Source organism: Achromobacter sp. GW823-FHT04E03, from assembly GCF_058796095.1.
In genome coordinates this window covers 107241-131193 of record NZ_JBXAIJ010000006.1, presented here as the reverse complement: position 1 = coordinate 131193, position 23953 = coordinate 107241, and the positions used below count along the sequence as shown (strand labels likewise).

Sequence of the window (23953 nt, the reverse complement as noted above, 5' to 3'; positions counted from 1 at the left end):
CCATGGCCGCTACCCGCTCCTCCTTCCTGTCCGCCGCGCGCACCCTGGGCGCGCTGCTGGCGCTTGCCCTGTTGGCGGGCTGCGCGGGCGCGCCGCCATTGCCGGCGCGCAACGCGGACTTCACGCTGCCGCGGCAGCTGCATGTGGTGCAGGCCGTCGCCGGCCAGCCGCCGCTGGACGCGCTGCTGGTGGTGCAGCGCGAAGGCGCCGCCTTGCGCTGGTCCCTGTTCGATCCCATGGGCGTGCCGCAGGCGCGCCAGATGCTGGAACGCGGCCAATGGCGCAACGACGGCTTCCTGCGGCCCAATGCCGGGGCGCGCGATCTGTTCGCCGCCCTGATGTTTGCGTGGACGCCCGAAACGGAACTGGATGCGGCCTACGGCGCGGGCAACTGGCGCGCCAGCCGCGAGGACGATGGCGCAGCGCAACGCGAACTGCTGGACCGCGGCGGTTCGCGCTGGAGCGTGCGCTGGCCGCAGGCCGCGCAGACCGGCACGTTCATCATCACCACTGCCGACCAGGTCACCTGGCGGATCTCGCCCTTGAAGGAGCAGCCATGAACACCTGGTTGGGTACGCCCGGCGTGGTGTGCGCGCTGGGCGCCGGCATCGACGCGGTAGCCCGCGCCGCCTTCGCCGGCGACACCTCGGGCATGCGCCCGCAGCCGGATTGGGTCCATGGCCGCACGCTGACGCTGGGCGGCCATGCGGACGCGCTGCCGCCCATCCCCGACACGCTGCCCGCCCATCACCACAGCCGCAACAACCAATTGCTGCTGGCCGCCGCTTTGCAGATCGAACCGCAACTGCGCGCCGCCGTGGCCCGCCATGGCGCCAGCCGCGTCGCCGTCGTGCTGGGCACCAGCACTTCCGGCGTCAACGACAACGCGCCGGCCTTCCGCCAACTGGCGGCGCTGGGCGCATGGCCGGACGGCTACGACTACCGCCGCCAGGCGCTGTCGTCCCCCGCCGCCTTTTTCGCGGACTGGCTGGGCGCCACCGGCCCCGCCTACACGCTGTCCACGGCCTGCACCTCCAGCGCCCGCGCCCTGCTGTCCGCGCGCCGCCTGCTCGCCTCGGGCCTGTGCGACGCCGTGGTCTGCGGCGGCGCGGACACCCTGTGCCGCCTGACCATCAACGGCTTCGCCACGCTGGAAGCCATCGACGACACGCTGTGCCTGCCCTTCTCTGCCAACCGCCGCGGCATCAACATCGGCGAAGCCGGCGTGCTGTTCCTGATGGAACGCGAGCCCGCAGGGGAGCGCTCCGTGGCGCTGCTGGGCGGCGGCGCCAGCTCCGACGCCTGGCACATGTCCGCGCCCGAACCCAGCGGCGCCGGCGCGCGGGCAGCCATGCAGGCCGCGCTGCAATCCGCCGGCGTGGACGCGGCCAGCATAGGCTGGGTCAATCTGCACGGCACCGGCACCCTCCACAACGACGCCATGGAAAGCCAGGCCATGCACGCCGTCTTTCCGCAGGGCGTGCCCTGTGCCTCGACCAAGGCGCTTACCGGCCACGCGCTGGGCGCGGCGGGCGCGCTGGAAGCGGCGCTGGCCTGGGCCACGCTGTCGGCCGGCAATGCCGAAGGACGGCTGATGCCCCACGTCTGGGACGGGCAGCCCGATCCAGCCCTGCCGGCGCTGGATTTCAGCACCGCGCAGCACCGCTACGCGCAAGGCCGGCCGCGCCTGGCCATGAGCAATTCCTTCGCCTTCGGCGGCAACAACGCCAGCCTGATCCTGGGAGCCCAAGCATGACGACCTGGCCGGTATCCAGCCTGCTGCCGCATGCCGGCGACATGATCCTGATCGACGAGGTCTGCAGCCACGACGCCGACAGCCTGACCGCGCGCGCCGTGGTCAGGCCCGGCCCCTACTCGCTGCCCGACGGCTCATTGCCGCCATGGCTGGGCATGGAGCTGATGGCGCAGGCCGTGGGCGCCTGGGCCGGCTGCCAGGCGCGCCAGGCAGGCGAACCCGTCAAACTGGGCTTTCTGCTCGGCACCCGGCGCTACGAAAGCCACGCCGACGCGCTGCCCGCCGGCGCCCGCCTGACCATACATGCGCGCCGCGGGCTGATCGACGCCAGCGGCATGAGCGTCTTCGAATGCGAACTGCGCGACGACGCGCGCCTGCTGGCCGAGGCCAGGCTGAACGTCTATCAGCCCAAGGACCCCGCCGCTTTTATCCAGGAAGAATCACCCGAATGAGCACCGCCCCCATACTCGTAACCGGCTCGAGCCGCGGCATCGGCCGCGCCATCGCGCTGGCCCTGGCCGACGCCGGCCACGACCTGGTGCTGCACTGCCGCCAGCGGCTCGACCAGGCGCAAGCCGTGCAGGCCGAAGTCCAGGCGCGCGGACGCCAGGCGCGCGTGCTGCAATTCGATGTGGCGGACCGCCAGCAATGCGCCGCCGCCCTGCAGGCCGACATCGACGCGCACGGCGCCTATTACGGCGTGGTCCTCAACGCCGGCCTGACCCGCGACGGCGCGTTTCCCGCTTTGACAGGCGACGATTGGGACCAGGTGCTGCGCACCAATCTCGACGGCTTCTACAACGTGCTCAGTCCGCTCGCCATGCCCATGATCCGCCGCCGCGCGCCTGGCCGCGTGGTCTGCATGGCGTCCGTGTCCGGCCTGATCGGCAACCGCGGCCAGGTGAACTACAGCGCCTCCAAGGCCGGCCTCATCGGCGCCGCGAAAGCTCTGGCCGTGGAACTGGCCAAGCGCCAGATCACCGTCAACTGCGTGGCGCCGGGCCTGATCGACACCGACATGATCGACGAACACGTGCCAGTCGAGGAAATCCTGAAGGCCGTGCCCGCGCAACGCATGGGGCGGCCCGAGGAAGTGGCCGCCGCCGTCGTATTCCTGATGTCTCCCGGCGCCGCCTACATCACGCGCCAGGTCATCGCCGTCAACGGAGGGCTGTGCTGATGAAACGCGTCGTCATCACCGGCATGGGCGGCATCAGCGCGCTCGGCAACGACTGGTCCAGCGTGCAGCAGGCGTTCCAGGCGGGGCGCAGCGCGATCCGCGTCATGCCCGACTGGTCGCGCTACGCCGAACTGAACACCCGCCTGGCCGGCCCCATCGAAGGCTTCCAGACGCCCGCGCACTGGACCCGCAAGCAGTTGCGCAGCATGGGACGGGTTTCCCAGCTGGCGGTGCGCGCCGCGGAACTGGCGCTGGACGACGCGGCGCTGCTGGGCGACCCATGCATCGCCGACGGGCGCATGGGCGTGGCCTGCGGCTCCTCGGTGGGCAGCACGGCGGAAATCCGCGCCTTCGGCAACATGCTGCTCAACGGCGTCACGGATGATCTCAACGCCAATTCCTACGTCCGCATGATGCCCCACACCACCGCGGCCAACGTCGGCATCTTCTTCGAGCTGAAGGGCCGCATCATCCCGACCTCCAGCGCCTGCACCTCGGGCAGCCAGGGCATAGGCTACGCCTACGAAGCCATCCGCTACGGCCGCCAGGAGCTGATGCTGGCGGGCGGCGCGGAAGAGCTCTGCGCCAGCGAAGCCCTGGTGTTCGACGCGCTCTACGCGACCAGCCAGAAAAACGACACGCCCGAACTCACGCCCCGCCCCTACGACCGCGACCGCGACGGCCTGGTGATCGGCGAAGGCGGCGGCATGCTGGTGCTGGAATCGCTGGACCACGCACTGGCGCGCGGCGCGCGCATCCACGCGGAAATCGTCGGCTTCGGCAGCAATTCGGACGGCACGCACATCACCCGCCCCGAGGCCGGCACCATGCGCATCGCCATGGAAATGGCGCTGGCCGACGCGGGCCTGCCGCCGCAAGCCATCGGCTACGTCAACGGCCACGGCACCGCCACGGAACAGGGCGACATCGCCGAAACGCAGGCCACGCACGGCCTGTTCGGCAGCCGCATGCCCATCAGCTCGCAAAAGAGCTACCTGGGCCACACCCTGGGCGCCTGCGGCGTGCTGGAGTCGTGGTTCAGCATTGAAATGCTCAACCGCGACTGGTATGCGCCCACGCTCAATCTGCGCAACGTCGACCCGCGCTGCGGCGAACTCGACTACCTGACCGAGGGCCGCAACATGAGCAACGAATATGTCATGAACAACAACTTCGCCTTTGGCGGCATCAACACCTCGTTGATCTTCCGCCGCTGGCGCTGAAGTTCGCAATATCCGCGTTTTTCCCTCTCAAGAATGGAATGCCTGTCATGAACGTTTCTTACAAGCTGTCCGCCGCCCTGCTTTTGTCGCTGGCATGCTCGGCGCAAGCCCTGGCGGCGGATCGTACCGTCCATCTGCCCATGCAGGCCGCAGTCGAAGCCGCCCAGGCCGCCGGCAAGATCGACGGCAGCGTCAAGTTCTACCTTGCCGGCACCGGCCCCAAGGGCACGGTGCTGGAATCCGGCGTCGTCACCAACCGCAAGACCAACGCCTTCGCCAAGAAGGACGAGGACGCCTGCCTGTGGGTGGCCCAATCCGCCATCATCGCCCTTCACGAAGCGGCCAAGAAGGCCGGTGCGAACGCGGTGACCAATATCATCAGCTACTACCGCAAGAACGAATACAGCAGCAAGACCGACTATGAATGCCATGCCGGCGCGATGGTGGCCGGCGTCGCCCTGCGTGGCGACCTGGCCAAGGTAAAGTAAGTAAGGGGAACCGGCGGCCGCGGGAACACGCCCGCCGCGGGAAATCGCCCGCCGCCGGAAATCGCCCGCTGCCGGGAAACGCCGGCCGCCGGTTTAAACTGCTTGTTTGTCGCAACACCACAAAGGTTTACCCATGAGCACTGCTACGCTCAAGACCCGCCTCTCCGATGCCGTCAAGGACGCGATGCGCGCCAAGGCCGCCGAACGCCTGACCACGCTGCGCTTCCTGCTGGCTGCCGTCAAGCAGAAGGAAGTGGACGAACGCCGCGACCTGAACGACGCCGAGATCACGGCCATCATCGAAAAGCAGGTCAAACAGCGCCGCGAGTCCATCGCCGCGTTCGAACAGGCCGGCCGCACCGAAACCGCCGAACAGGAAAAGGCCGAACTGCTGGTGCTGCAGGAATTCCTGCCGCAAGCCGCCACGCCCGAGGAAGTCTCGGCCGCCATCGACGCCGCGCTGGCGGAAGTGGCCGCGCAGGGCGTGACCGGCGCGCCCGCCATGGGCAAGGTCATGGCGCTGCTGAAGCAGGCCCTGGCCGGCCGCGCCGACATGACGGCGCTGTCACAGCAAGTGAAGGCCCGCCTGGCCTGAGTCCGCACATGCCTGGCTGCCGTTCGGCTTCCAGCCAGACACGGTAGCCAGCCGCCCCGCTCGGCTCAGAACGCGCCCCCGAACAGATCGGGCTGGCGCGACTGCTCCTGCGGGTCGGCGAAATTGCTCATCCCCACCCCCGCCAGCCGGTACAGCGTTTCCGGCGGCAAGTCCACGCGCTCGCACAGCAGCCTGGCGACGGCGGCCAGCTCCACCGCCGATCCGGGCGGGTTCAGGCTGGTCTGGCTGCGCGTCAGGATGCGGAAACGGTCCGTCTTCAACTTGAGCACCACGGTACGGCCCAGGGCGCCCTTCTTCAACGCCTGGTCCCACACCCGTTCCGCCATGCGGTCGATGGCCTCGCCCACCGCGTCCAGGCGGATATCCTGCGAGAACGTCGTCTCCGACGATACCTGCTGCAAAGGCTGATCCGTCTGCACCTCGCGCTCGTCGATGCCGCGCGCCAATTCGTACAGGCGCCGGCCATAGCGGCCGAAGTAATGCTCCAGCTCCTGGGCGCTGTGCGTGGCCAGGTCTCCCACGGTATGGATGCCCAGTTGCTCCAGGCGCGCCTGCGTCACCTTGCCCACGCCCGGCACTTTGCGCACCGGCAAGGGCTCCAGAAAGGCCAGCACCTTGGCGGGCCGGACCACGAACAGGCCGTCCGGCTTGTTCCAGTCGGACGCGATCTTGGCCAGGAATTTATTGGGCGCGACTCCCGCCGAGGCCGTCAGCCCGGTTTCCTCGCGGATCTGCTGCCGGATGACTTGCGCGACCTCGGTGGCCGAGGACAGACCCAGCTTGTTGACGGTAACGTCGAGGTAGGCCTCGTCCAGCGACAAGGGTTCGATCATGTCGGTATGGCGGGCAAAGATCTGCCTGACCTGGCGCGAGACCTCGCGGTAGCGGTTGAAATCCGGCGGCACGTAGATCGCATGGGGACACAGGCGCTCCGCGCGGGCGGCGGACATGGCCGAATGGATGCCGAACCGCCGCGCCTCGTAGGACGCGGCGCACACCACCGAGCGCGGTCCGGTCCAGGCCACGACCACGGGCTTGCCGCGCAGTTCGGGGTTGTCGCGCTGTTCCACGGAGGCATAGAACGCGTCCATGTCCACGTGCACGATCTTCCGTAATTCAATCATGGTGGTGATGCCCCCATGAGCCGTTCATCGCCTGAAACCCCGTGGCAAAACATATATTATGACCGCCGACAACCGACTTTCCATTCCTGCCCGCAACGGTCCATGACTGCAGCCTCCACGCCTCAAACCGACTACTTCGGCCTGACCATCCCCTTCATGCATTTCATCGGCCTGGTGCCCGAGAGCATCGCGCCGGCCTATGCCCGCACCTCGCTGCCCTGGCGCGCCGACCTGACCAACAGCCGCGGCGACGTGCATGGAGGCACGCTGATGAGCGTGCTGGACTTCACGCTCAGCGCCGCCGCCCGCGGCTCGGCCGACGGCACGGAAGGCATGGCCACCATCGACATGAACACCTCGTTCCTGTCGCCCGGCACGGGCGACCTGGTGATCGAGGCGCGCTGCCTGCGCAAAGGGGCGTCGATCGCCTTCTGCGAAGGCGAGGTCCGGCGCGCCGACGGCGAGCTGGTGGCGCGCGCCACCGCCACCTTCAAGATCATCCGCCGCCGCCCGGGCGGGGACTGAGCGCGCCGGCGGCGGCAAGCCGCCAGCGCCCGCGCATCAGTTGGGCAGGTCGCGCGAAGGCTTGACCGGCGGGCGCGGATCCAGCGGCATATAGCTGCTGCACGACACCAGGCTGTAATAGACGGCGTCCTGCATCGCGCGCATGGCGGCCGCGTCCCAGGTGCCCTTGCCCCACACCGCGATGCGCACATCGGTGGTCTTGGGGCCGGCCGCCTTCAATTCGACCCGCGTCATCTCATTGTCGCTATAGGGCGCCAGCACCTGCACCACGCCGGACTGCGCGCTTTCGTTCATGGTGTCCACCACGCGATAGGCGTTGTCGGTGCTGCGCAGGCACGCATTGGCCTGCCGGATCGCCGCGTCGTAGGCGTCCTTGAAGGCCACCGGGGCCTTGAATTCGCTGTGCGGCGACGTGCCGGGCGAAATGCCCATCGAGCAGCCCGCCAGGCCCAGGGCCAGCGCCGAAGCCGCGACCAGTTTCCAGTACATGTGTATCTCCAGATCAGTGCCCGCGATTATCCCGCATATCGGCTGCGCGCGATAAGCGCAGCCGCGTTCACATGATCCCGATGCGGTACTCCAGGTTCTTCACCAGGGTCCGCAGGCGCGGCCCCAGGGTCTCGTACACGTGCTTTTCGTCCAGGTTGTCAGCCGGGATCGTCACGTTGAAGGCCAGCGGCAAGTCATTGGAGCGATAGCGCATCGGCGTGGCGATGCCGCACAGCTCGGCCCGCCAGTCCTTGCTGACCACGCAGAAGCCGTGCTCGGCGATGGCATCGAACGCGGGTTGCAGCGATGGGCCGAAGCGTTCCCAGTCCTCCGGGAACTCCTCGGCCAGCCGGGCGCAGATGAGCTCACGCTCGTCCGGCGTCTGCGCATACAGCAGCGCGCGCCCGGTGGCGGTGCGCAGCAAGGGGCGGGCCGACCCGATGTCCGGGCGCGAGGCATTGGACGCGCCGTCGTGCACCGTTTCCACGTAGACCACCTGCAGGCGGTCGCGGATGGCCATGGACACCGGCCCCTTGGCATAGCGCGCCAGTTCGATCATGTCGTGCGCCGCCAGCTGCCGCAGCGTCAGGTGCACCAGCAAGGGATAGCCCAGCGTCAGCACCGCCGGACCCAGCGAATATTTGCCGGTGCGTTCGTCGCGCCGCAGATAGCCCAGCCCCACCAGCGTGAACGTCAGCCTGGACACCGTCGGGCGCGTCAGGCCGAGCATTTCGGCGATTTCCTTGTTGCCCAGCTGCGGCTCGGCCGCCGAAAAGCACTTGAGCACGTCGAGCCCGTTGGAAAGCGTGGAGGCAAAGCGCGGGTGCGCTTCCAGCGAGGCGCGGGATTCGAGTTCGTAGTTGAGCGGCGTTTTCGAGTGCATGGCGGCCTAGGGATTCGGAGCATTGACAGTATATCGCCTGCCGAAATACAAACATTCCGTTCACTATAAACACTTTAATTCCATTTATTGAAATTGAAAGGGTAGTTGATGACGAATTCCCGCTTTTCCCGCCAGCCGCTGGGCGCCCGCCTGTTCAGCTTTGCCGTGGTGGCCGACACCCACGTCAATGAATCCGAAGACACCTGCGCGTCGCCCTTCGCCACCAATGCCCGCGCCAATGCCCGGGCGCGGCACGTCTTCGCCGACATCGCCAACCTGGACCCCGCGCCCGCCTTCACCATCCACCTGGGAGACATCGTCCACCCGGTGCCCAGCATGCCTTCGTTCGAGGTGGCGGCCGACCGCTTCAAGGCCATCGCCGGCCAGATCGACATGCCGCTGCACCTGGTGCCCGGCAACCACGACGTCGGCGACAAGCGCATCGACTGGATGCCCGCCGACATCGTCTGCGACGACTACCTGGACAAGTACCGCCAGGTGTTCGGGCCGGACTATTACGCGGTGGACCATGGCGGCGTGCGCTTCCTGTTCCTGAACGCGCTGCTGTTCAACTCCGGACTGGCGGCGGATGACGCGCAGCGCGCCTGGATCGACGAGCAATTGGCAGGCGCCAGCGGCCGCGTCTTCGTGTCGCTGCATTACCCGCCCTATCTGCATGACGCCAACGAACGCGGGTCCTACGACAACATCGACGAGCCCGGCCGCGGCTGGCTGCTGTCGCGCCTGGCCGATCCGCGCGTCGAAGGCGTGTTCGCCGGCCACGTCCACAATTTCTGGTACGACGTCATCGGCGTCGCGGAGGTCTACATGCTGCCGTCGACCGCCTTCCTGCGGCATGACTTTTCCGAGTTCTACCGGGTGCCGCCGGCGGACGAATTCGGCCGCGGCGACGTGGAAAAATTCGGCTATTTCATCGTCGACGTGCATGAGCAGGGGCATGTCGCCAAGCTGATCCGCACGCACGGCGCCATGCGCGGCGAGGCCGAACCGGGCCGGGCGGCGGCGCGCACCCTGCCTACCGTCCATACCAAGACCGCCGCCTGCGACGGCATCGCGGTCGAGATGCGGCATCCCTGGGCCGAGATCGTCGAAATCCCCTGCACCGGCGGCGTACAGGAGTTCGGCCGCAAGCTGGCGCGCAACGACTACCCGCTGATGTCCATGTGGGAAATGGGGCTGCGCACGCTCAAGATTCCCGTGCAGGACCTGCGCGACGACAAGACCTTGCGCCGTGCGCGCCTCATGTCCGACGTCGGCCACCGCTTCGTGCTGACCTCGCTGGGGCTGCCGGACGCCAGGCTGCTGCAACAGGCGCGCGAGCATGGCGTGGCCATCGCCGCCATCGAGATCAACCTGAACGCCCAGGCGCTGGAAGAGGCGGGCGCAGCCTTGCAGCGCCTGCGCGCGCACACCGACGCCCGCCTTGTCTATTGCAAGATCCGCACGGGCGCGGACGATGCCCACTTCGACGGCAAGCACTACAGCCATTTCGTCAACACCGGCCTGCGCGCGTCCGAGCTCGAAGCGGCGCAATCCGCGCTGCTGCCGCACTTCGCGCAGAAGAACCTGGACGGTTTCACCGTGCGCCTGGACTGGGGCGCCGACCTGATCGCCACGCACCAGCAACTGGCCGCGCAGGCGCGCGACTGGGGCGCGACGGTGAACGTGGGCGTCAAGCTGGCCGACCGCCTGGCGGCGGCCAACACCGACGACACCGCCATCGCCGCGCTGGTGGCCGAAGCCTTCCTGGCGGCCCGGACCACGGACGCGGTGAGCTATTCCTTCGACACCTTCATGGACGTGGATCGCGGCTACTTTCCGCGCAACGGCCTGATCGACCGCCGCTACGATCCGCGCCCCGCCGGACTGGCGCTGGCCGCGCTGAACGCGGTCTTTGCAGGCCAGGCCGCGGGCGCCGGATCGGTCGAACGCATCGACGGCGAAGCCGGTCTGCGTCTGTGCCGCTACCGCTGCGGCGAGCAGACCTATGAACTGGCCTACGGCCCCGGACCGGCCTTCAAGCGTCAGATCGAGGCCGGCGCGTTCAAGCGCGTCGTCGACCTGACGGCCCAGCGCGCGCTGCAGACCGGGGACGATTGGGCCGAGTACGCGCGCCTGCATCTGCCCGGCCAGGCCGTGCTGTTGATCCAGCGCAGTTGAACCCTCATTCCCCGCACAGGAGCCACCCCATGTTTCGATACGCAATCAAACTCGCGGGACTGCTGGCCGCCGCCTGCCTTCCCATGTATGCGCAGGCGCAGCCCTATCCCGACAAGCCGGTGCGCCTGATCGTTGCCTACACGCCCGGCGGCGCCACCGACGTGATCGCCCGCATCCTCGCGGCAAAGCTCAGCACCAGTTGGGGCCAACAAGTCATCGTGGAGAACAAGTCCGGCGCCAGCGGCATGATAGGCGCCGAACAGGTCGCGCGCGCCACACCCGACGGCTACACCCTGCTGCTGGCCTACACGCCCGAGGTCTCCATCAACAAGCTGGTCTACAAGCAGATGCGCTACGACCCGTTGAAGGACCTGCAGCCCATCGCCCTGGTGGCGGATGCGCCGCTGGTGCTGGTCAGCGGTCCCAAGCTGCCCGCCACCACCTACGCCGATCTCAAGCAACAAGGCGCAAAGGCTCCGCTGGTGTACGGTTCGCCGGGCATGGGCGGCCAGCAGCATCTGGCCGGCGAACTGCTGCGGGTGCGCTCCGGCATGAACCTGACCCACGTGCCCTACCGCGGCACGGCGCTGGCCGTGGCCGATCTGGTGGGCGGCCAGATCGATATCTTCTTCGCCACGGCGCCAGCCATCATCGGCCAGATCGGCGCCGGCAAGCTGCACCCGCTGTTCATCGCCGGTCCCCAGCGTCAGGACATCCTGCCTTCGACCCCGACGGCCAAGGAGGCCGGCCTGGACGACTTCGACATTTCCAACTGGTTCGGCCTGTTCGGCCCCGCCGGCATGCCGCCGGCCCTGGTGGAACGCATTTCCAAGGACACGGCCCAGGCGCTGCAGGCCGCCGACGTGAAGGAAAAACTGCAGGGCCAGGGGCTGGCCATTTCCTACAAGCCGCCCCAGGAATTCAAAACCTTCATCGGCGCCGAAATGGCCAAGTACGGCGCCATCGTCAAGGCCACGGGGCTGGAGCCGCAATAAGGCCGGCGCAGGCCCGGCAGCGTCCGCGGGCGGTTCGACACCGCCCGCGCCGCTATGGCATTATCGGCGGACCACCCGGCGGCCGGCCTCAAGCGCCCGCCGCGGCAACTTCGGAGGTCCCCCTTGTTCTCATTCCTCAAGCGCACCGTCCTGGCCGCCAGCATCATCGGCGTCTCGCTGGGCGCCAGCGCCGCGCAACCGCCGCGCGTCTATCCCCTCAAGGATTTCTTCCGCAACCCCGAACGGGGCTTCTTCCGCCTGGCCGACGACGGCCGCACATTGGGCTTCATGCAGCCCACCAGCGTGGACGGCAATCCCGCCCGCATGAACATCTACGTGCAGCCGCTGCAAGGCAGCACGCCTGTCGGCGACCCGCGGCAACTGACCAGCGAGACCGCGCGCGACATCAGCAACTTCTTCTGGAAAGGCGCCGACGTGGTGCTCTACCAGAAGGATTTCGGCGGCGACGAGAACTTCCACGTGCTGGCCGTCAACGCCAAGACCGGCAAGATCACCGACCTGACGCCGTATGAAGGCGTGCGCGCCGGCATCGAGGACGATCTGGAAGACGATCCCGACCACGTCCTCATCAGCCACAACCAGCGCAATCCGGAAGTCTTCGACGTCTACCGCGTCAACGTCCACACGGGCGCCGCGGAGCTGGTGGCGCAGAACCCGGGCAACATCGTCGGCTGGCAGACCGACCACGCCGGCAAGGTGCGCGCCGCCGTCGCCAGCGACGGCCTGAACACCACCCTGCTCTACCGCGACGACGAATCTTCCGAATTCCGTCCGCTCATCACCACCGACTACCGCACCAGCGTCAGTCCGGCGTTCTTCACCTTCGACGACAAGAAGTTCTACGCCCTGTCCAACCGCGGGCGCGACAAGCTATCGCTGGTGGTGATCGACCCCGCCCAGCCCGAGGCCGAGGAAGAAATCTTCACGCCCGACACCGTCGACCTGGATTCCGCCGGCTACTCGCGCAAGCGCCGCGTGCTGACGGTAGCCGCCTACCAGACCGACAAGCCGCAATACAAGTTCTTCGACGCGCAGAGCGAGACGCTCTTCAAGAAACTGTCGGCCAAGCTCACTGGCTACGACTTCGCCATCCAGGGATCCAACCGCGACGAAGACAAGTTCATCGTCGCCGCCTACAACGACCGCACGCCCGGCTCGCGCTACATCTACGACGCCGCCGCCGATACGCTGACCAAGCTGGCCGACATCAATCCCGCCATTCCCGAGGCGGACATGTCGCGCGTGCAGCCCATCAGCTACCAGACCCGCGACGGCCTGACGGTCCACGGCTACCTGACGCTGCCCGCCGGCCGCGATCCCAGGAACCTGCCTTGCATCGTGAATCCTCACGGCGGTCCGTGGGCGCGCGACGGCTGGGGCTACAACCCTGAAGTCCAGTTCCTGGCCAACCGCGGCTTCTGCGTGCTGCAGATGAACTTCCGCGGATCGACCGGCTATGGCCGCGCCTTCTGGGAAGCCAGCTTCGGCCAATGGGGCCTGAAGATGCAGGACGACATCACCGATGGCGTGCAGTGGCTCATCGGGCAAGGCATCGCCGATCCCAAGCGCATCGGCATCTACGGCGCCAGCTATGGCGGCTACGCCACGCTGGCCGGCGTGGCGTTCACGCCCGACCTGTATGCCGCCGCGGTGGACTACGTGGGGGTGTCCAACCTGTTCACGTTCATGAAGTCCATTCCGCCATACTGGAAGCCCATGCTGGACAAGATGCAGGACATGGTGGGCGACCCCGAACGCGACCGCGAACGCCTGGCCGCCACCTCGCCCGCGCTGCACGCGGACAGGATCAAGACGCCGCTGTTCGTGGCGCAGGGCGCCAAGGATCCGCGCGTGAACAAGGACGAAAGCAACCAGATGGTCAAGGCGCTGCGCGCCCGCGGCGTCGAGGTCGAGTACATGGTCAAGGACAACGAAGGCCACGGCTTCCACAACGACGAGAACAAATTCGAGTTCTACGAAGCCATGGAGAAGTTCCTGACGGAACATCTCAAGCCCTGACCTCCTCCTCCACCACCGCCGGGCCGCGCTCCTGCGCGCGGCCCGCGGGACGGCCGATCCAGGCCATCTCGACGCGGTCGCGCCCATGTTCCTTGGCGCGGTACAGCGCATCGTCGGCGCGCGCCAGGATGCCGTCCGCGCCGTCTCCCGACTGATACGAAGCCAGGCCGCCGCTGGTGGTCATCCGTACTTCGCGCCCTTGCAGGTGGAAGGGCGTGTCGCGCAGGGCGTCGCAGACGCGCTGCGCCTGCACCAGCGCGCGGGCCGGATCGCAGTCGTACATCAGCAGCACGAATTCCTCGCCGCCCAACCGGCCGAAGCGGTCGCTGGCGCGCACCGCCCGCTGCACCACCTTTGAAAAATGGCGCAGCGCCGCGTCGCCCGCGGCATGGCCGTAACGGTCGTTGATGGACTTGAAGTGGTCGATGTCCAGCACCAACACCGCCAGCTTGCCGCCGGCGCGCTGGCAGCGCTGCAACTCGCGCTCCAGCTCGTCCAGGATGCTGCGGCGCGAATAGGCGCCTGTAAGGCCGTCGAAGGTCAGCGCAGCTTCCATCTGTTCGGACAGGCTGGTCTGGATCAGGAGCAGCAGCGCCAGGAACAGCCCGGGCACGGTCACCGTCCCGCAGACAATGAAGAACAGGCCCCAGGGACTGGGCTCGAGCAGCGACGAGGGTTCTTGTCCGCCCACGCTGTAGACCGCCAGGCGCAGGGCATGCAGCGCGGCCAGGCCGAAGCTCGCCAGCATCATGTACAGCATCACGCCGCGCGTGTGCAGCCGCTTGCGCTGGCGGAAGAACACCATGCCCGTCGCCATCATGGCCACGAAGGTGTAGGCGGAAAACAGCAGCATGCGCGCCCGCAGGTCATCCGCCACGTACAGCAGCAGCGCGAACGCAGCGATACTGAGCGCGCCCAGCGCCGCCGTGCGCCGCGCCAGCGGACGCAGGCCGAAGAACTGCCGCACGCCGACGTAGACCAGGCTGACCGCGCAGACCCAGGCGGCGTTCGAGGCCATCACATAGACGGCGGACGGCAGGATGGGCGAGGCCGCATAGGCCAGCAGCGACAGCACGGCCAGCGCGTTGCCCGCCGTGAACGCGGCGACGCCGCCCACGTCGCGGGCGCGCAATGGCGCCAGCAACGGCAATGCCAGAGCCGTGGCCAGGCCCCACATCAGAAAGAAAAGAGAAGTCGTCATGGTGTTTGCCGGCTTGCGCCCCGCGGGCGTTCGCCGTCGCTCGTCATTGCTGTTGCACTGGGTTCATGCCTCATGAGGCGGCGTTACATCCCACCACCCCTGACGCTTTTTGTTACCCGTACAGCGACAGACCGGCACAACCTGGCGCCCGTCCGTCGCCGCACGCCGTTTCGCCCTGAACCTTTACCGCCCGCGCCAAGACGATTGCGCGGCAAGCGACGAAGAATACGCCACGGCCGCACTTTCGCCATGGCCCTTTGCACTAATTGACAGTTGACTGACAGTTAACACACTTATAATTCGGGCCATTGACGGTGCCATCAAGAGCGCCGCAATCACGCCCTACGGGCGTGGCGCGTACTAGCCATGCACTCCCATAGCGCGAGTGCGAAGGTCCCCGCAGCGGGCGCCGCGCAGTCCTAACCAAAAAGTGTTCCTTCCCGCCGCCGCCGGCGCCTTTGTGCTGCGCGTCGCCTCGGCTCGCGCCGAAAAAAGGCACGCCCACGGCCGGCCGGACCAGGAACGCCCCGAGTCGCAACTGCGGAAGTATTACAGATGCAAAACAGAGGATCGACACCCCTGGGTGCCGTTGGACCGAGACTGAGCCTGCTGGCGGCTTGCGCCATCCTGGCTCCAGCCATGGCGCTGGCCGGCCCCGGCAACGACTACGACGCCTTGATCGCCAGAGCGCGCGCCGGCGACTACGAGCCCGCGCTGGCGATGCTGCGCCAGCAAGGTCCGGCCGGCGGCAGCCGCGCCATCTACGACCACATCATCATCGCCGGATGGGCCGGCAAGCCCGCCGAAGCCGTCGCCGCCTACGAGCAATTGCCGCAAGGCGCGGCGCTGCCCGGCGACATCCAGCTTTCCGTCGCGCGCGCCTACCGCGACCTGCAGCGCTGGCCCGAGGCGCTGGCCGCGTACCAGGAGGGCGCGCGCCGCCATCCCGGCCAGTCCGCTTTTCGCGCCGGCGAAATCATGACCCTGGCCGATGCCGGCCGCTACCCCGAGGCGCGCGAGGCTGCGGCGCGCTGGCTCAAGCGGCATCCCCGCGATGTCGACGCCCGCCTTGCCCTGAGCTACGTCCACGCCCGCCAGGGCGAGCCTTATGAAGCGCTGCACCAGGCCGACCTGGCCCTGGCCGCCGCGCCCGGCACCCCTTACGTGTTGCGCGAGTACATCTGGGCGCTGCAGCGCGCGCGCATGGCGGACGTGGCGCTGGAGCTGGCGCGCCGTCACCAGGATCTGTTCGACGCTGGCCAGATGCGCGGCTTCGAGGCCGACGCGCTGGCCCAACAGGTGCGGCTGGCGGCCATGCCCACGCGGTCGGAAGCTGAACGTTTCGTGTTGGCCGACAAGGCTTTGGCGCGTTACGACGAACTGATCCCCGTCTGGCAGCAGCAGGAAGACGCCCGCGCCGACGCGCTGCGCGCCCGTATCGACCGCTTGCACGCCCTGCACGTCCGCGTGCGCATGGCCGATCTGGTCCGCGAATACGAAGCCCTACTGGCCGAGGGCGTCACGGTGCCGCGTTACGCCTTGAACGACGTGGCATCGGCCTACCTGTACGTGCGCCAGCCCGAACGCGCCCGCGACATCTATCGGCAGGTCGCGGCCGACGACGCCCTGCGCGGCGACGATGCCGAGCAGCGCCTGGCGACCGAGACCGGCCTGTACTACTCGCTGGCCGAGGGCGAACAGTTCAACGAGACCAGCGCCGTCACCGAAGGCGTCGAATCGGGCTACGCCCCCTGGCTGTACTACAAGGGCCAGGCCACCCGCATGCCCAACGACCTGAACCTGGAAAGCCGCCAGACCCTGGCGTCGGCTCGCCTGCAGGCCAACGACACCGTCGCCGCCCGGCAGCGCCTCGAAGAGATGGTCGAGAACGCGCCCAACAACTCCGGACTGCGCAGCGACCTGGCCACCGTCTACCGCGCCCAATCGCTCCCCCGCGCCTCGGAGGTCGAATTGAAGATGGCCGAGACCCTGGCGCCGCGCAGCCTGGGCGTGGAGAACGGCCAGGGCTTCACCGCCCTGGACTTGCAGGAATGGCGCCAGGCCGAAGCGCTGTCGCAGGACACCATGGCCCGCTCGCCCGAAAACCTGACCAGCCGCCGCCTGGCGCGCGAATGGGAAGTGCACAACAAGGCCGAGCTGCGCATCAACGGTTACCGCGGCCTGGCATCCGACAGCCCGGTCACCGGCAGCGGCGACTTCGGCATCGACGCCGTGCTGTACTCCGCGCCGCTGGACTACAACTGGCGAGTCTTCGGCGGCGGCGGCTACGCCTCCGGCGACTTCGAGGAAGGCCGCGGCAACTACCGCTGGCTGCGCACCGGCGTGGAATGGCGCGGCCGCGACCTCACGATCGAAGGCGAAGTCTCCACCCACGACTATGGCCACGGCGTGAAGCCGGGCGCGCGCCTGTCGGCCGCCTACGACCTGGACGACCATTGGCAGGTGGGCGGCTCGGGCGAAATCATGTCGCGCGAAACGCCGCTGCGCGCGCTGACCAGCGGCATCTATTCCAACAGCCTGTCGGCCTACGTGCGCTGGCGAGCCGACGAGCGCCGCGAATGGACGCTGGCGCTGTCGCCTTCGCACTTCAGCGACGGCAACAACCGTTGGGCGCTGGGCCTGGCCGGGCGCGAGCGCGTCTACACCTCGCCGCACCTGCTGGCGGACCTGGAGTTCGAGGCGTCCACCCAGCGCAACAGCCACGACAGCAACGTGCCCTATTTCAATCCGCGGTCGGACCTGATGCTGCTGCCCGGCGTGCGCCTGACGCACACCCTGTACCGCCGCTACGAAACCGCCTGGGAGCAGATCGGCACCCTGGGCGCAGGCGCTTACACCCAGCAAGGCTACGGCACCGGCGGCGTGATCGCGCTGGGCTACGGCCAGCGATACCGCGCCAACGACGTCCTCGACATGGGCGCCATGATCACCGGCACCAGCCGCCCGTACGACGGCGAACGCGAGCGCGAACTGCGCATCGTGTTCGACCTGACGTACCGCTTCTGAACCCGGATCCGAGTAACGCCATGATGCTTAAAACCCATACCCGCCTGATTCTCGCCGGCCTGCTGTTGCTCGCGATCCTGGCGCTGACCGCCTGCGCCAAGGACATCCCGGTCTACACGCCGCCGGACCAGCGCCCGCTCGCCCCCGCCGAACAGCCCTGGGTGCAGGGCCAGTTCCTGGCCCTGGCCTACCACGACGTGGAAGACGAAGACCCCGACCAGGGCTTTCTCAGCGTGCGCACCGACCGTCTGGTCGAACAGCTGGCCTGGCTGCGCGCCAATGGCTACCAGGCCGTCACCGTGGATCAGATCCTGGCCGCGCGCCAGGGCGGCAAGCCGCTGCCCGAGCGCGCCGTGCTGCTGTCCTTTGACGACGGCTACCGCAGCTTCTACACCCGCGTGCTTCCCATCCTGAAAGCCTATCAATGGCCCGCGCTGCTGGCGCCGGTCGGCGTCTGGATGGACACGCCGGCCAACCAGCGCGTGGACTTCGGCGGCAGCCCCGAAGACCGCAAGCGCTTCCTGAACTGGGACGAGATCCGCGAGATCTCGCGCTCGGGGCTGGTCGAGATTGCCGCGCACACCAATGCCTCGCACTACGGCGCGCTGGCCAATCCCCAGGGCAATACCGAGCCCGCCGCCGCCATCCGAGCCTACGATGCGCAGACCCGCCGCTACGAGACCGAAGCGGAGTTCGACGCGCGCATGGGCGGCGACGTCGCCGCCATCACCGAAAAGATCCGCCGCGCCACCGGCAAGAAGCCGCGCGTCTGGGTCTGGCCTTATGGCGCCGAAGGCGGCTCCACCCTGCGCATTACCGCCGAGCACGGTTATCAGCTGGCGCTGACGCTGGAGGACGGCCCGGGCCGCGTCGGCCGCCTGATGTCCACGCCGCGCCTGCTGCTGTCCAGCGACCCGACGCTCAAGCCCTTCGCCAACAGCGTGGTCGGCATGGAAGCCCAGCCCTTCATGCGCGTGGCGCACGTGGACCTGGACTACGTCTACGACCCGGACCCGGCGCAGACCGACCGCAACCTGGGCGAGCTGGTGCAGCGCATCCTCGACATGCAGATCAACACGGTGTTCCTGCAGGCCTACTCGGACCCCGTGGGCGACGGCCTGGTGAAGTCCGTCTACTTCCCCAACCGCTGGCTGCCTATGCGCGCCGATCTCTTCAACCGCGCCGCATGGCAGCTGCACAACCGCGCCAACGTGATGGTCTACGCCTGGATGCCGGTGCTGTCCTTCGACCTGGATCCCGCCCTGCCCCGCGTCACGCGCTGGCAGGAAGGCCAGGCGCAGCCAGAGCCGGATCCCGACCAGTACCGCCGCCTGTCGCCGTTCGACCCGACCGTGCGTGCGCGCATCGGCGATCTGTACGAGGACCTGTCCCGCTACGCGATCTTCGACGGCATCCTGTTCCATGACGACGCGCTGCTGTCGGACTTCGAAGACGCCAGCCCCGGCGCGCTGGCCGCCTACCGGGCCGCGGGCCTGCCGGGCAGCATCGCCGAACTGCGCGCGGATCCGGACACCCTGCAACGCTGGACCCGCTACAAGAGCCGCGCGCTGGTGGACTTCACCGCCGAACTCACGCAGCGGGTGCGCGCGGTGCGCGGCCCGCAGATCAAGACGGCGCGCAACATCTTTGCCGAACCCATCCTGAACCCCGGCAGCGAAACCTGGTTCGCGCAGAACCTGGACGACTTCCTCGGCGCCTACGACTGGACCGCGCCGATGGCGATGCCGCTGATGGAAAACGTGCCCGCCGGCCAGGAAAACGCCTGGCTGGACCGGCTGGTCGATACCGTCGCGCAGCGCCCCGGGGCGCTGGACAGGACCGTGTTCGAGCTGCAGGCCCGCGACTGGCGCACCGGCCCCGGCCGCCCCGAAGCCACGCCGGTCGACACGGCCGTGCTGGCCGGCTGGATGAAGCGGCTGCAGCTGCGCGGCTCGCGCAGCTTCGGCTACTACCCCGACGATTTCTCGCAAGACCAGCCCCGGTTGCAAGGCATCCGGCCCGCCATCTCCGAAGCCTGGTATCCGATCAAATGATAGACCGACTGATTGCCCTGCTGATTCTCTGCGCGGTGCTTGGCGCGCCCTTCGGCTTCACCCTGATGCTGACCGGCGAAGCGCTGCTGGGCTTCGTGTTCTTCTACCCCCTGTTCATGTCCGGCATGTGGATGGCCGGCGGCATCTACTTCTGGTGGCATTGGGAGCGGCACTGGAAATGGGGCAAGGACAGCCAGCCGCCAGTCCTGGCCGGCAATCCGCTGGTGTCCATCCTGGTGCCCTGCTACAACGAGGCCGACAACGGCGAAGAGACGCTGCTGGCCGCCCTGGGCCAGAACTATCCGCACATCGAGGTCATCGCCATCAACGACGGCTCCAGCGACGGCACCGCCGACATGCTGGACCGCATGGCCGCCGCCCATCCGCGGCTGCGCGTGGTGCACCTGGCGCAGAACCAGGGCAAGGCCATGGCGCTGCGCATGGGCGCCATGGCTGCGCGCAGCGAGTACCTGGTCTGCATCGACGGCGACGCCATGCTGGACCCGGACGCGGCCGCCTACCTGGTGGCGCCGCTGATCGACAACCCGCGCGTGGGCGCCGTCACCGGCAACCCGCGCATCCGCACCCGCTCCACCATGATCGGGCGCATCCAGGTGGGCGAATTCTCTTCCATCATCGGCCTGATCAAGCGCACCCAGCGCGTCTACGGCCAGGTGTTCACCGTATCCGGCGTGGTCGCCGCCTTCCGGCGCGCGGCGCTGGACCGCGTGGGCTACTGGAGCCTGGACATGATCACCGAGGACATCGACATCAGCTGGAAGCTGCAGCGCGACCACTGGTCGATCTTCTATGAGCCGCGCGGCCTGTGCTGGATCCTGATGCCCGAAACCCTGCGCGGACTGTGGAAGCAGCGGCTGCGCTGGGCCCAGGGCGGCGCCGAGGTCTTCCTGAAGAACCTGCGTTCGATCTGGGTCTGGCGCCACCGCCGCCTGTGGCCGCTGATGGCCGAGTTCTGCCTGTCCACCGCCTGGGCCTTCGCCTTCGGCGTGTCGGTGCTGCTGTGGGCCGTCAGCCAGGTGGTCACGCTGCCCAACAACATGCAGATCGCCAGCCTGATGCCGCCCGCCTTCACCGGCATGATGCTGGCCGTGGTCTGCCTGCTGCAGTTCGTCGTCAGCATCCTGATCGACCGCCGCTACGAGCCCGGCCTGGCCCGCTCGCTGTACTGGGTCATCTGGTATCCGCTGGCCTTCTGGATGGTGAGCCTGTTCACCACCCTGGTCAGTTTCCCCAAAGTCATGCTCCGCAAGCAGGCCCGGCGCGCGCGCTGGACCAGCCCGGACCGGGGCATCAAATCACCGGACGCAACGTCATGATCATCACCACGCAACGTTCCCGCGCAGGCTATCTGTTCGACCTGGTCCTGACCGCCGTCGGCTGGTTCGCCTTCGTCTATCTGTTCGGCGCCGGCATCCTGGCGATCCTGCGCGCCGCCGCGGGCGGCCCCGATGTCTCGCTCTGGCCGGTGTTCCTGCCCACCGTGCACACGCTGTGGGGCTATGCGCTGCTGGCCCTGATCAACGCGGGCGTGCTGGTGGGCTGGGCCGTCTACAACCACCGCAAGTTCGCAGGTAAGGACCGCCGCAAGCCCATCAAGCCGGTGGGCGACCGCCGCGTGGCGGCCAGCTTCGCAATCAGCCCGGCGCAGCTGATGCAGGTGCGCTCCGCGCACACCTGCGTCGTCCACCACGGCGCGGCCGGCGACATCACCGGCATCGACATCAGCCGCCCCCGCCTGAACGCGGTGCAGGCCGGCTGACACGGTCCCTGCCTGGCGCTGTAAGCCTCCTGGCTTGACGGCGCCAGCCCCGGCGCCCGCCTTCAGCGGCGCGCCTTCTCCACATTCGGCAGCAGGATCGCCACCACGCCCAGCAAGGGCAGATAGGCGCAGACCTGGTACACATAGCCGATGCTGGTGGCATCAGCCAGCTTGCCCAGCGCCGCGGCGCCCACGCCGCCCATGCCGAAGGCAAAGCCGAAGAACAGTCCGGCGATCATCCCCACCTTGCCCGGCACCAGCTCCTGCGCATAGACCACGATGGCCGAGAACGCCGAGGCCAGCACCATGCCGATGATCACCACCAGCACGCCGGTCCAGAACAGGTTCACATAGGGCAGCAGCAGCGTGAACGGCGCCACGCCCAGGATGGACACCCAGATCACGATCTTGCGGCCGATGCGGTCGCCTACCGGTCCGCCCACCACCGTGCCTACCGCCACCGCGGCCAGGAACAGGAACAGGTAGAGCTGCGCCTCGCGCACCGACAGCGCGAACTTGTCGATCAGGTAGAACGTGAAATAGCTGTTCAGGCTGGCCAGGTAGAAATACTTGGAGAACACCAGCACGCCCAGCACCGCCAGCGCGCCCAGCACCTGGTTGCGCGACAGCCCGTTGCCCGCGCCCTCGCGCCGCGCGCGCGGCTTGAGCAGGACGCGGTTGGCGCTGTACCAGCGGCCGATGCCGGTCAACACCACGATGCCGAACAGCGCCGCCAGCGAAAACCAGGCCACGCTGCGCTGCCCGTGCGGGATGATGAAGAGCGCGGCCAGCAGCGGCCCCAGCGCCGAGCCCACGTTGCCGCCCACCTGGAACAGCGACTGCGCCAGGCCGTGGCGTCCGCCGGAGGCCATGCGCGCCACGCGCGAGGATTCCGGGTGGAACACCGACGAGCCCGTGCCCACCAGCACCGCGGCCACCAGCAGCCAGCCGAACGACGGCGCCATCGACAGCAGCAACAGCCCCACCAGGGTGAAGCCCATGCCCACCGGCAGCGAGTACGGTTTGGGATTGCGGTCCGTATAGAAGCCGATGAAGGGCTGCAGCAGCGAGGCCGCGAGCTGATAGACCAGCGTGATCAGCCCGATCTGCGCGAACGACAGGCTGAATGAATCCTTCAGCATGGGATAGATGGCCAACAGGATCGACTGGATCATGTCGTTCATCAGGTGCGCCACGCTGATCGCGCCCAGCACCTTGAAGGCAGTGGATGGGTCCGAGGAAGCGGCGGACGGCGGGACCGGATTGGCGTCGGCGACGCCGGCGGCGGAGTTCTGAGGGGGATTCATGGGCGATGGACGCAAGTAATGGGGATGGACATGTCCAGCGCCACGCCGGACCAGTACCCAGTGTAGGAATCCGGGACGGAACCGATCTGCCAATTTTCGTCGCTCAAGTGACAAAATATGGTGACAAAATACGCAAACCAGCCCTGAGCCGCCCAACTCATCCTTATGCCGGAAGTGACACGCATGCCCGCCCGACTCCTTTTGCCCGACCCCGCCCGCAGCGTCAATCCGCAGGACTACCAGCACCGGCCGCGCGCCGTGACGGCCATGGCCAAGGAATTCCTGCCAGGCACCCGCACGGGCACCCACTCGCATCCGCGCGCGCAACTGGTCTACGCGGTCGAAGGCGTCATGCGCGTCACCACGCCCAGCGGCTTCTGGGCCCTGCCGCCGCTGCGCGCGCTGTGGGTGCCGGCGGGCGTGCCGCATGGCGTGGACATGGTGGGCGCGGTGTCCATGCGTTCGCTCTATCTCGAAGCCGAGACCGCCCGCAGCTACTGGCCGCAATGCCAGGTGGTAGAGGTCGGCGGCTTGCTGCGCGAGCTGATCCTGGCGCTGACCGCCGAACCCATCGACTATCCGCTGGACGGCCGCGCCGGGCAGGTCGCCGCCCTGCTGCTTTCCGAGCTGGCCGCCGCACGCGTCGCGCCGCTACAGATCCCCTGGCCGCGCGACCGGCGTCTGCAGACCATCTGCGCGGCGATCCTGGACGATCCGGGGCTGCAGCGCGGCATCGAGGACTGGGGCGACGAAGTCGGCGCCAGCGCCCGCACGCTGATCCGCCTGTTCCAGGCCGAACTGGGGCTGAACTACCGGCAGTGGGTCCAGCAGGTCCGGCTGGCCGAGGCGGTGTGCCGGCTGTCGCAGGGCGTGCCGGTCGCGCGCATCGCCGCTGACCTGGGCTACCGCAGCGCCAGCGCCTTCTCGGCCATGTTCCACCGTGCGCTGGGCGCGCCGCCCCAACGCTACCTGAACAATGGCTGACGCCTGCAACCGGATTTGCCGTCACTCGCGACGCAATTCATGTTTAGTTACTGAAACCTTATGACCCTCTGGGCGGTCCATCGTGTTCTGCCCTAGAATC

21 protein-coding genes are annotated in these 23953 nt (G+C 68.0%); 16 read left to right on the top strand and 5 right to left on the bottom strand.

What is annotated here, in order from left to right:
* Nucleotides 1-2 precede the first annotated feature (2 nt).
* The 7 genes from AC1RHV_RS29485 to AC1RHV_RS29455 all read left to right on the top strand — a co-directional run bounded on the left by AC1RHV_RS29485 (nt 3) and on the right by AC1RHV_RS29455 (nt 5242).
* On the top strand, nt 3-560 hold the full coding sequence (locus AC1RHV_RS29485; protein WP_492302510.1) for a DUF3261 domain-containing protein: 558 nt from the start codon (nt 3-5) through the stop codon (nt 558-560).
* Nucleotides 557-1756: a beta-ketoacyl-ACP synthase gene (locus AC1RHV_RS29480; protein ID WP_492302508.1), complete on the top strand. Its 1200-nt coding sequence runs from the start codon at nt 557-559 to the stop codon at nt 1754-1756. The genes AC1RHV_RS29485 and AC1RHV_RS29480 overlap by 4 nt, the downstream gene beginning before the upstream one ends.
* Nucleotides 1753-2208, top strand: a complete 456-nt coding sequence (locus tag AC1RHV_RS29475; protein WP_054458187.1) for a hotdog family protein — start codon at nt 1753-1755, stop codon at nt 2206-2208. The genes AC1RHV_RS29480 and AC1RHV_RS29475 overlap by 4 nt, the downstream gene beginning before the upstream one ends.
* The gene (gene fabG / locus AC1RHV_RS29470; protein ID WP_119451654.1) at nt 2205-2936 is read left to right on the top strand and encodes a 3-oxoacyl-ACP reductase FabG; all 732 of its coding nucleotides are present in this window, start codon (nt 2205-2207) and stop codon (nt 2934-2936) included. Before AC1RHV_RS29475 ends, fabG begins: the two co-directional genes overlap by 4 nt.
* Nucleotides 2936-4159: a beta-ketoacyl-ACP synthase gene (locus tag AC1RHV_RS29465; protein WP_054458189.1), complete on the top strand. Its 1224-nt coding sequence runs from the start codon at nt 2936-2938 to the stop codon at nt 4157-4159. The genes fabG and AC1RHV_RS29465 overlap by 1 nt, the downstream gene beginning before the upstream one ends.
* A gap of 47 nt (nt 4160-4206) precedes the next feature.
* Entirely contained in the window at nt 4207-4647 is a 441-nt protein-coding gene (locus AC1RHV_RS29460; RefSeq protein WP_119451653.1) for an excinuclease, read from the top strand.
* Between the two features lie 133 nt (nt 4648-4780).
* Nucleotides 4781-5242 carry a GatB/YqeY domain-containing protein gene (locus tag AC1RHV_RS29455; protein WP_054458191.1) on the top strand — a complete coding sequence of 154 codons (462 nt, stop codon included), beginning with the start codon at nt 4781-4783 and terminating at the stop codon, nt 5240-5242.
* A 65-nt stretch (nt 5243-5307) separates the two neighbouring features.
* Here the strand turns inward: AC1RHV_RS29455 and dinB are convergent, their stop codons facing one another.
* The gene (gene dinB / locus AC1RHV_RS29450; protein ID WP_492302504.1) at nt 5308-6387 is read right to left on the bottom strand and encodes a DNA polymerase IV; all 1080 of its coding nucleotides are present in this window, start codon (nt 6385-6387) and stop codon (nt 5308-5310) included.
* 102 nt (nt 6388-6489) lie between these two features.
* On the opposite strand from dinB, the gene AC1RHV_RS29445 reads away from it, so the two are divergent.
* Nucleotides 6490-6912, top strand: coding sequence for a PaaI family thioesterase (locus AC1RHV_RS29445; protein ID WP_054458193.1), 423 nt, complete (start codon nt 6490-6492; stop codon nt 6910-6912).
* Nucleotides 6913-6948: 36 nt separating this feature from the next.
* Here the strand turns inward: AC1RHV_RS29445 and AC1RHV_RS29440 are convergent, their stop codons facing one another.
* Entirely contained in the window at nt 6949-7401 is a 453-nt protein-coding gene (locus AC1RHV_RS29440; RefSeq protein WP_054458194.1) for a BPTD_2524 family lipoprotein, read from the bottom strand.
* A 67-nt stretch (nt 7402-7468) separates the two neighbouring features.
* Nucleotides 7469-8284 carry an IclR family transcriptional regulator gene (locus AC1RHV_RS29435; protein ID WP_054458195.1) on the bottom strand — a complete coding sequence of 272 codons (816 nt, stop codon included), beginning with the start codon at nt 8282-8284 and terminating at the stop codon, nt 7469-7471.
* A 108-nt stretch (nt 8285-8392) separates the two neighbouring features.
* Between AC1RHV_RS29435 and AC1RHV_RS29430 the strand changes: the two genes are divergently transcribed.
* The 3 genes from AC1RHV_RS29430 (at nt 8393) to AC1RHV_RS29420 (ending at nt 13500) form a co-directional block, all read left to right on the top strand.
* Nucleotides 8393-10465: a metallophosphoesterase gene (locus AC1RHV_RS29430; protein ID WP_492302501.1), complete on the top strand. Its 2073-nt coding sequence runs from the start codon at nt 8393-8395 to the stop codon at nt 10463-10465.
* Between the two features lie 29 nt (nt 10466-10494).
* On the top strand, nt 10495-11460 hold the full coding sequence (locus AC1RHV_RS29425; RefSeq protein ID WP_492302499.1) for a Bug family tripartite tricarboxylate transporter substrate binding protein: 966 nt from the start codon (nt 10495-10497) through the stop codon (nt 11458-11460).
* Between the two features lie 123 nt (nt 11461-11583).
* Nucleotides 11584-13500 (top strand): S9 family peptidase, encoded by a 1917-nt coding sequence (locus AC1RHV_RS29420; RefSeq protein ID WP_492302498.1) that lies wholly within the window; start codon nt 11584-11586, stop codon nt 13498-13500.
* On the opposite strand, the gene AC1RHV_RS29415 is transcribed toward AC1RHV_RS29420, so the two are convergent.
* Nucleotides 13490-14701 (bottom strand): GGDEF domain-containing protein, encoded by a 1212-nt coding sequence (locus tag AC1RHV_RS29415; protein WP_310535115.1) that lies wholly within the window; start codon nt 14699-14701, stop codon nt 13490-13492. The two genes, AC1RHV_RS29420 and AC1RHV_RS29415, sit on opposite strands and share 11 nt — an antisense overlap.
* Nucleotides 14702-15256: 555 nt before the next feature.
* Here AC1RHV_RS29415 and pgaA point away from each other — a divergent pair.
* Genes pgaA through pgaD form a run of 4 tightly spaced genes read left to right on the top strand, consistent with a single transcriptional unit; the run spans nt 15257 to nt 21562 of the window.
* Nucleotides 15257-17728 carry a poly-beta-1,6 N-acetyl-D-glucosamine export porin PgaA gene (gene pgaA / locus AC1RHV_RS29410; protein WP_054458200.1) on the top strand — a complete coding sequence of 824 codons (2472 nt, stop codon included), beginning with the start codon at nt 15257-15259 and terminating at the stop codon, nt 17726-17728.
* A 20-nt stretch (nt 17729-17748) separates the two neighbouring features.
* Entirely contained in the window at nt 17749-19782 is a 2034-nt protein-coding gene (pgaB, locus tag AC1RHV_RS29405) for a poly-beta-1,6-N-acetyl-D-glucosamine N-deacetylase PgaB (protein ID WP_310535111.1), read from the top strand.
* Nucleotides 19779-21119 carry a poly-beta-1,6-N-acetyl-D-glucosamine synthase gene (pgaC, locus tag AC1RHV_RS29400; RefSeq protein WP_118934541.1) on the top strand — a complete coding sequence of 447 codons (1341 nt, stop codon included), beginning with the start codon at nt 19779-19781 and terminating at the stop codon, nt 21117-21119. Before pgaB ends, pgaC begins: the two co-directional genes overlap by 4 nt.
* Nucleotides 21116-21562 (top strand): poly-beta-1,6-N-acetyl-D-glucosamine biosynthesis protein PgaD, encoded by a 447-nt coding sequence (gene pgaD / locus AC1RHV_RS29395; protein ID WP_054458203.1) that lies wholly within the window; start codon nt 21116-21118, stop codon nt 21560-21562. The genes pgaC and pgaD overlap by 4 nt, the downstream gene beginning before the upstream one ends.
* Before the next feature lie 62 nt (nt 21563-21624).
* Here pgaD and AC1RHV_RS29390 read toward each other — a convergent pair whose 3' ends face one another.
* Entirely contained in the window at nt 21625-22869 is a 1245-nt protein-coding gene (locus AC1RHV_RS29390) for an MFS transporter (protein ID WP_054458204.1), read from the bottom strand.
* Between the two features lie 183 nt (nt 22870-23052).
* On the opposite strand from AC1RHV_RS29390, the gene AC1RHV_RS29385 reads away from it, so the two are divergent.
* A complete protein-coding gene (locus AC1RHV_RS29385) occupies nt 23053-23853 on the top strand; it encodes an AraC family transcriptional regulator (protein ID WP_492302494.1) in 801 nt (266 codons plus the stop codon).
* The last annotated feature ends 100 nt before the right edge of the window (nt 23854-23953 follow it).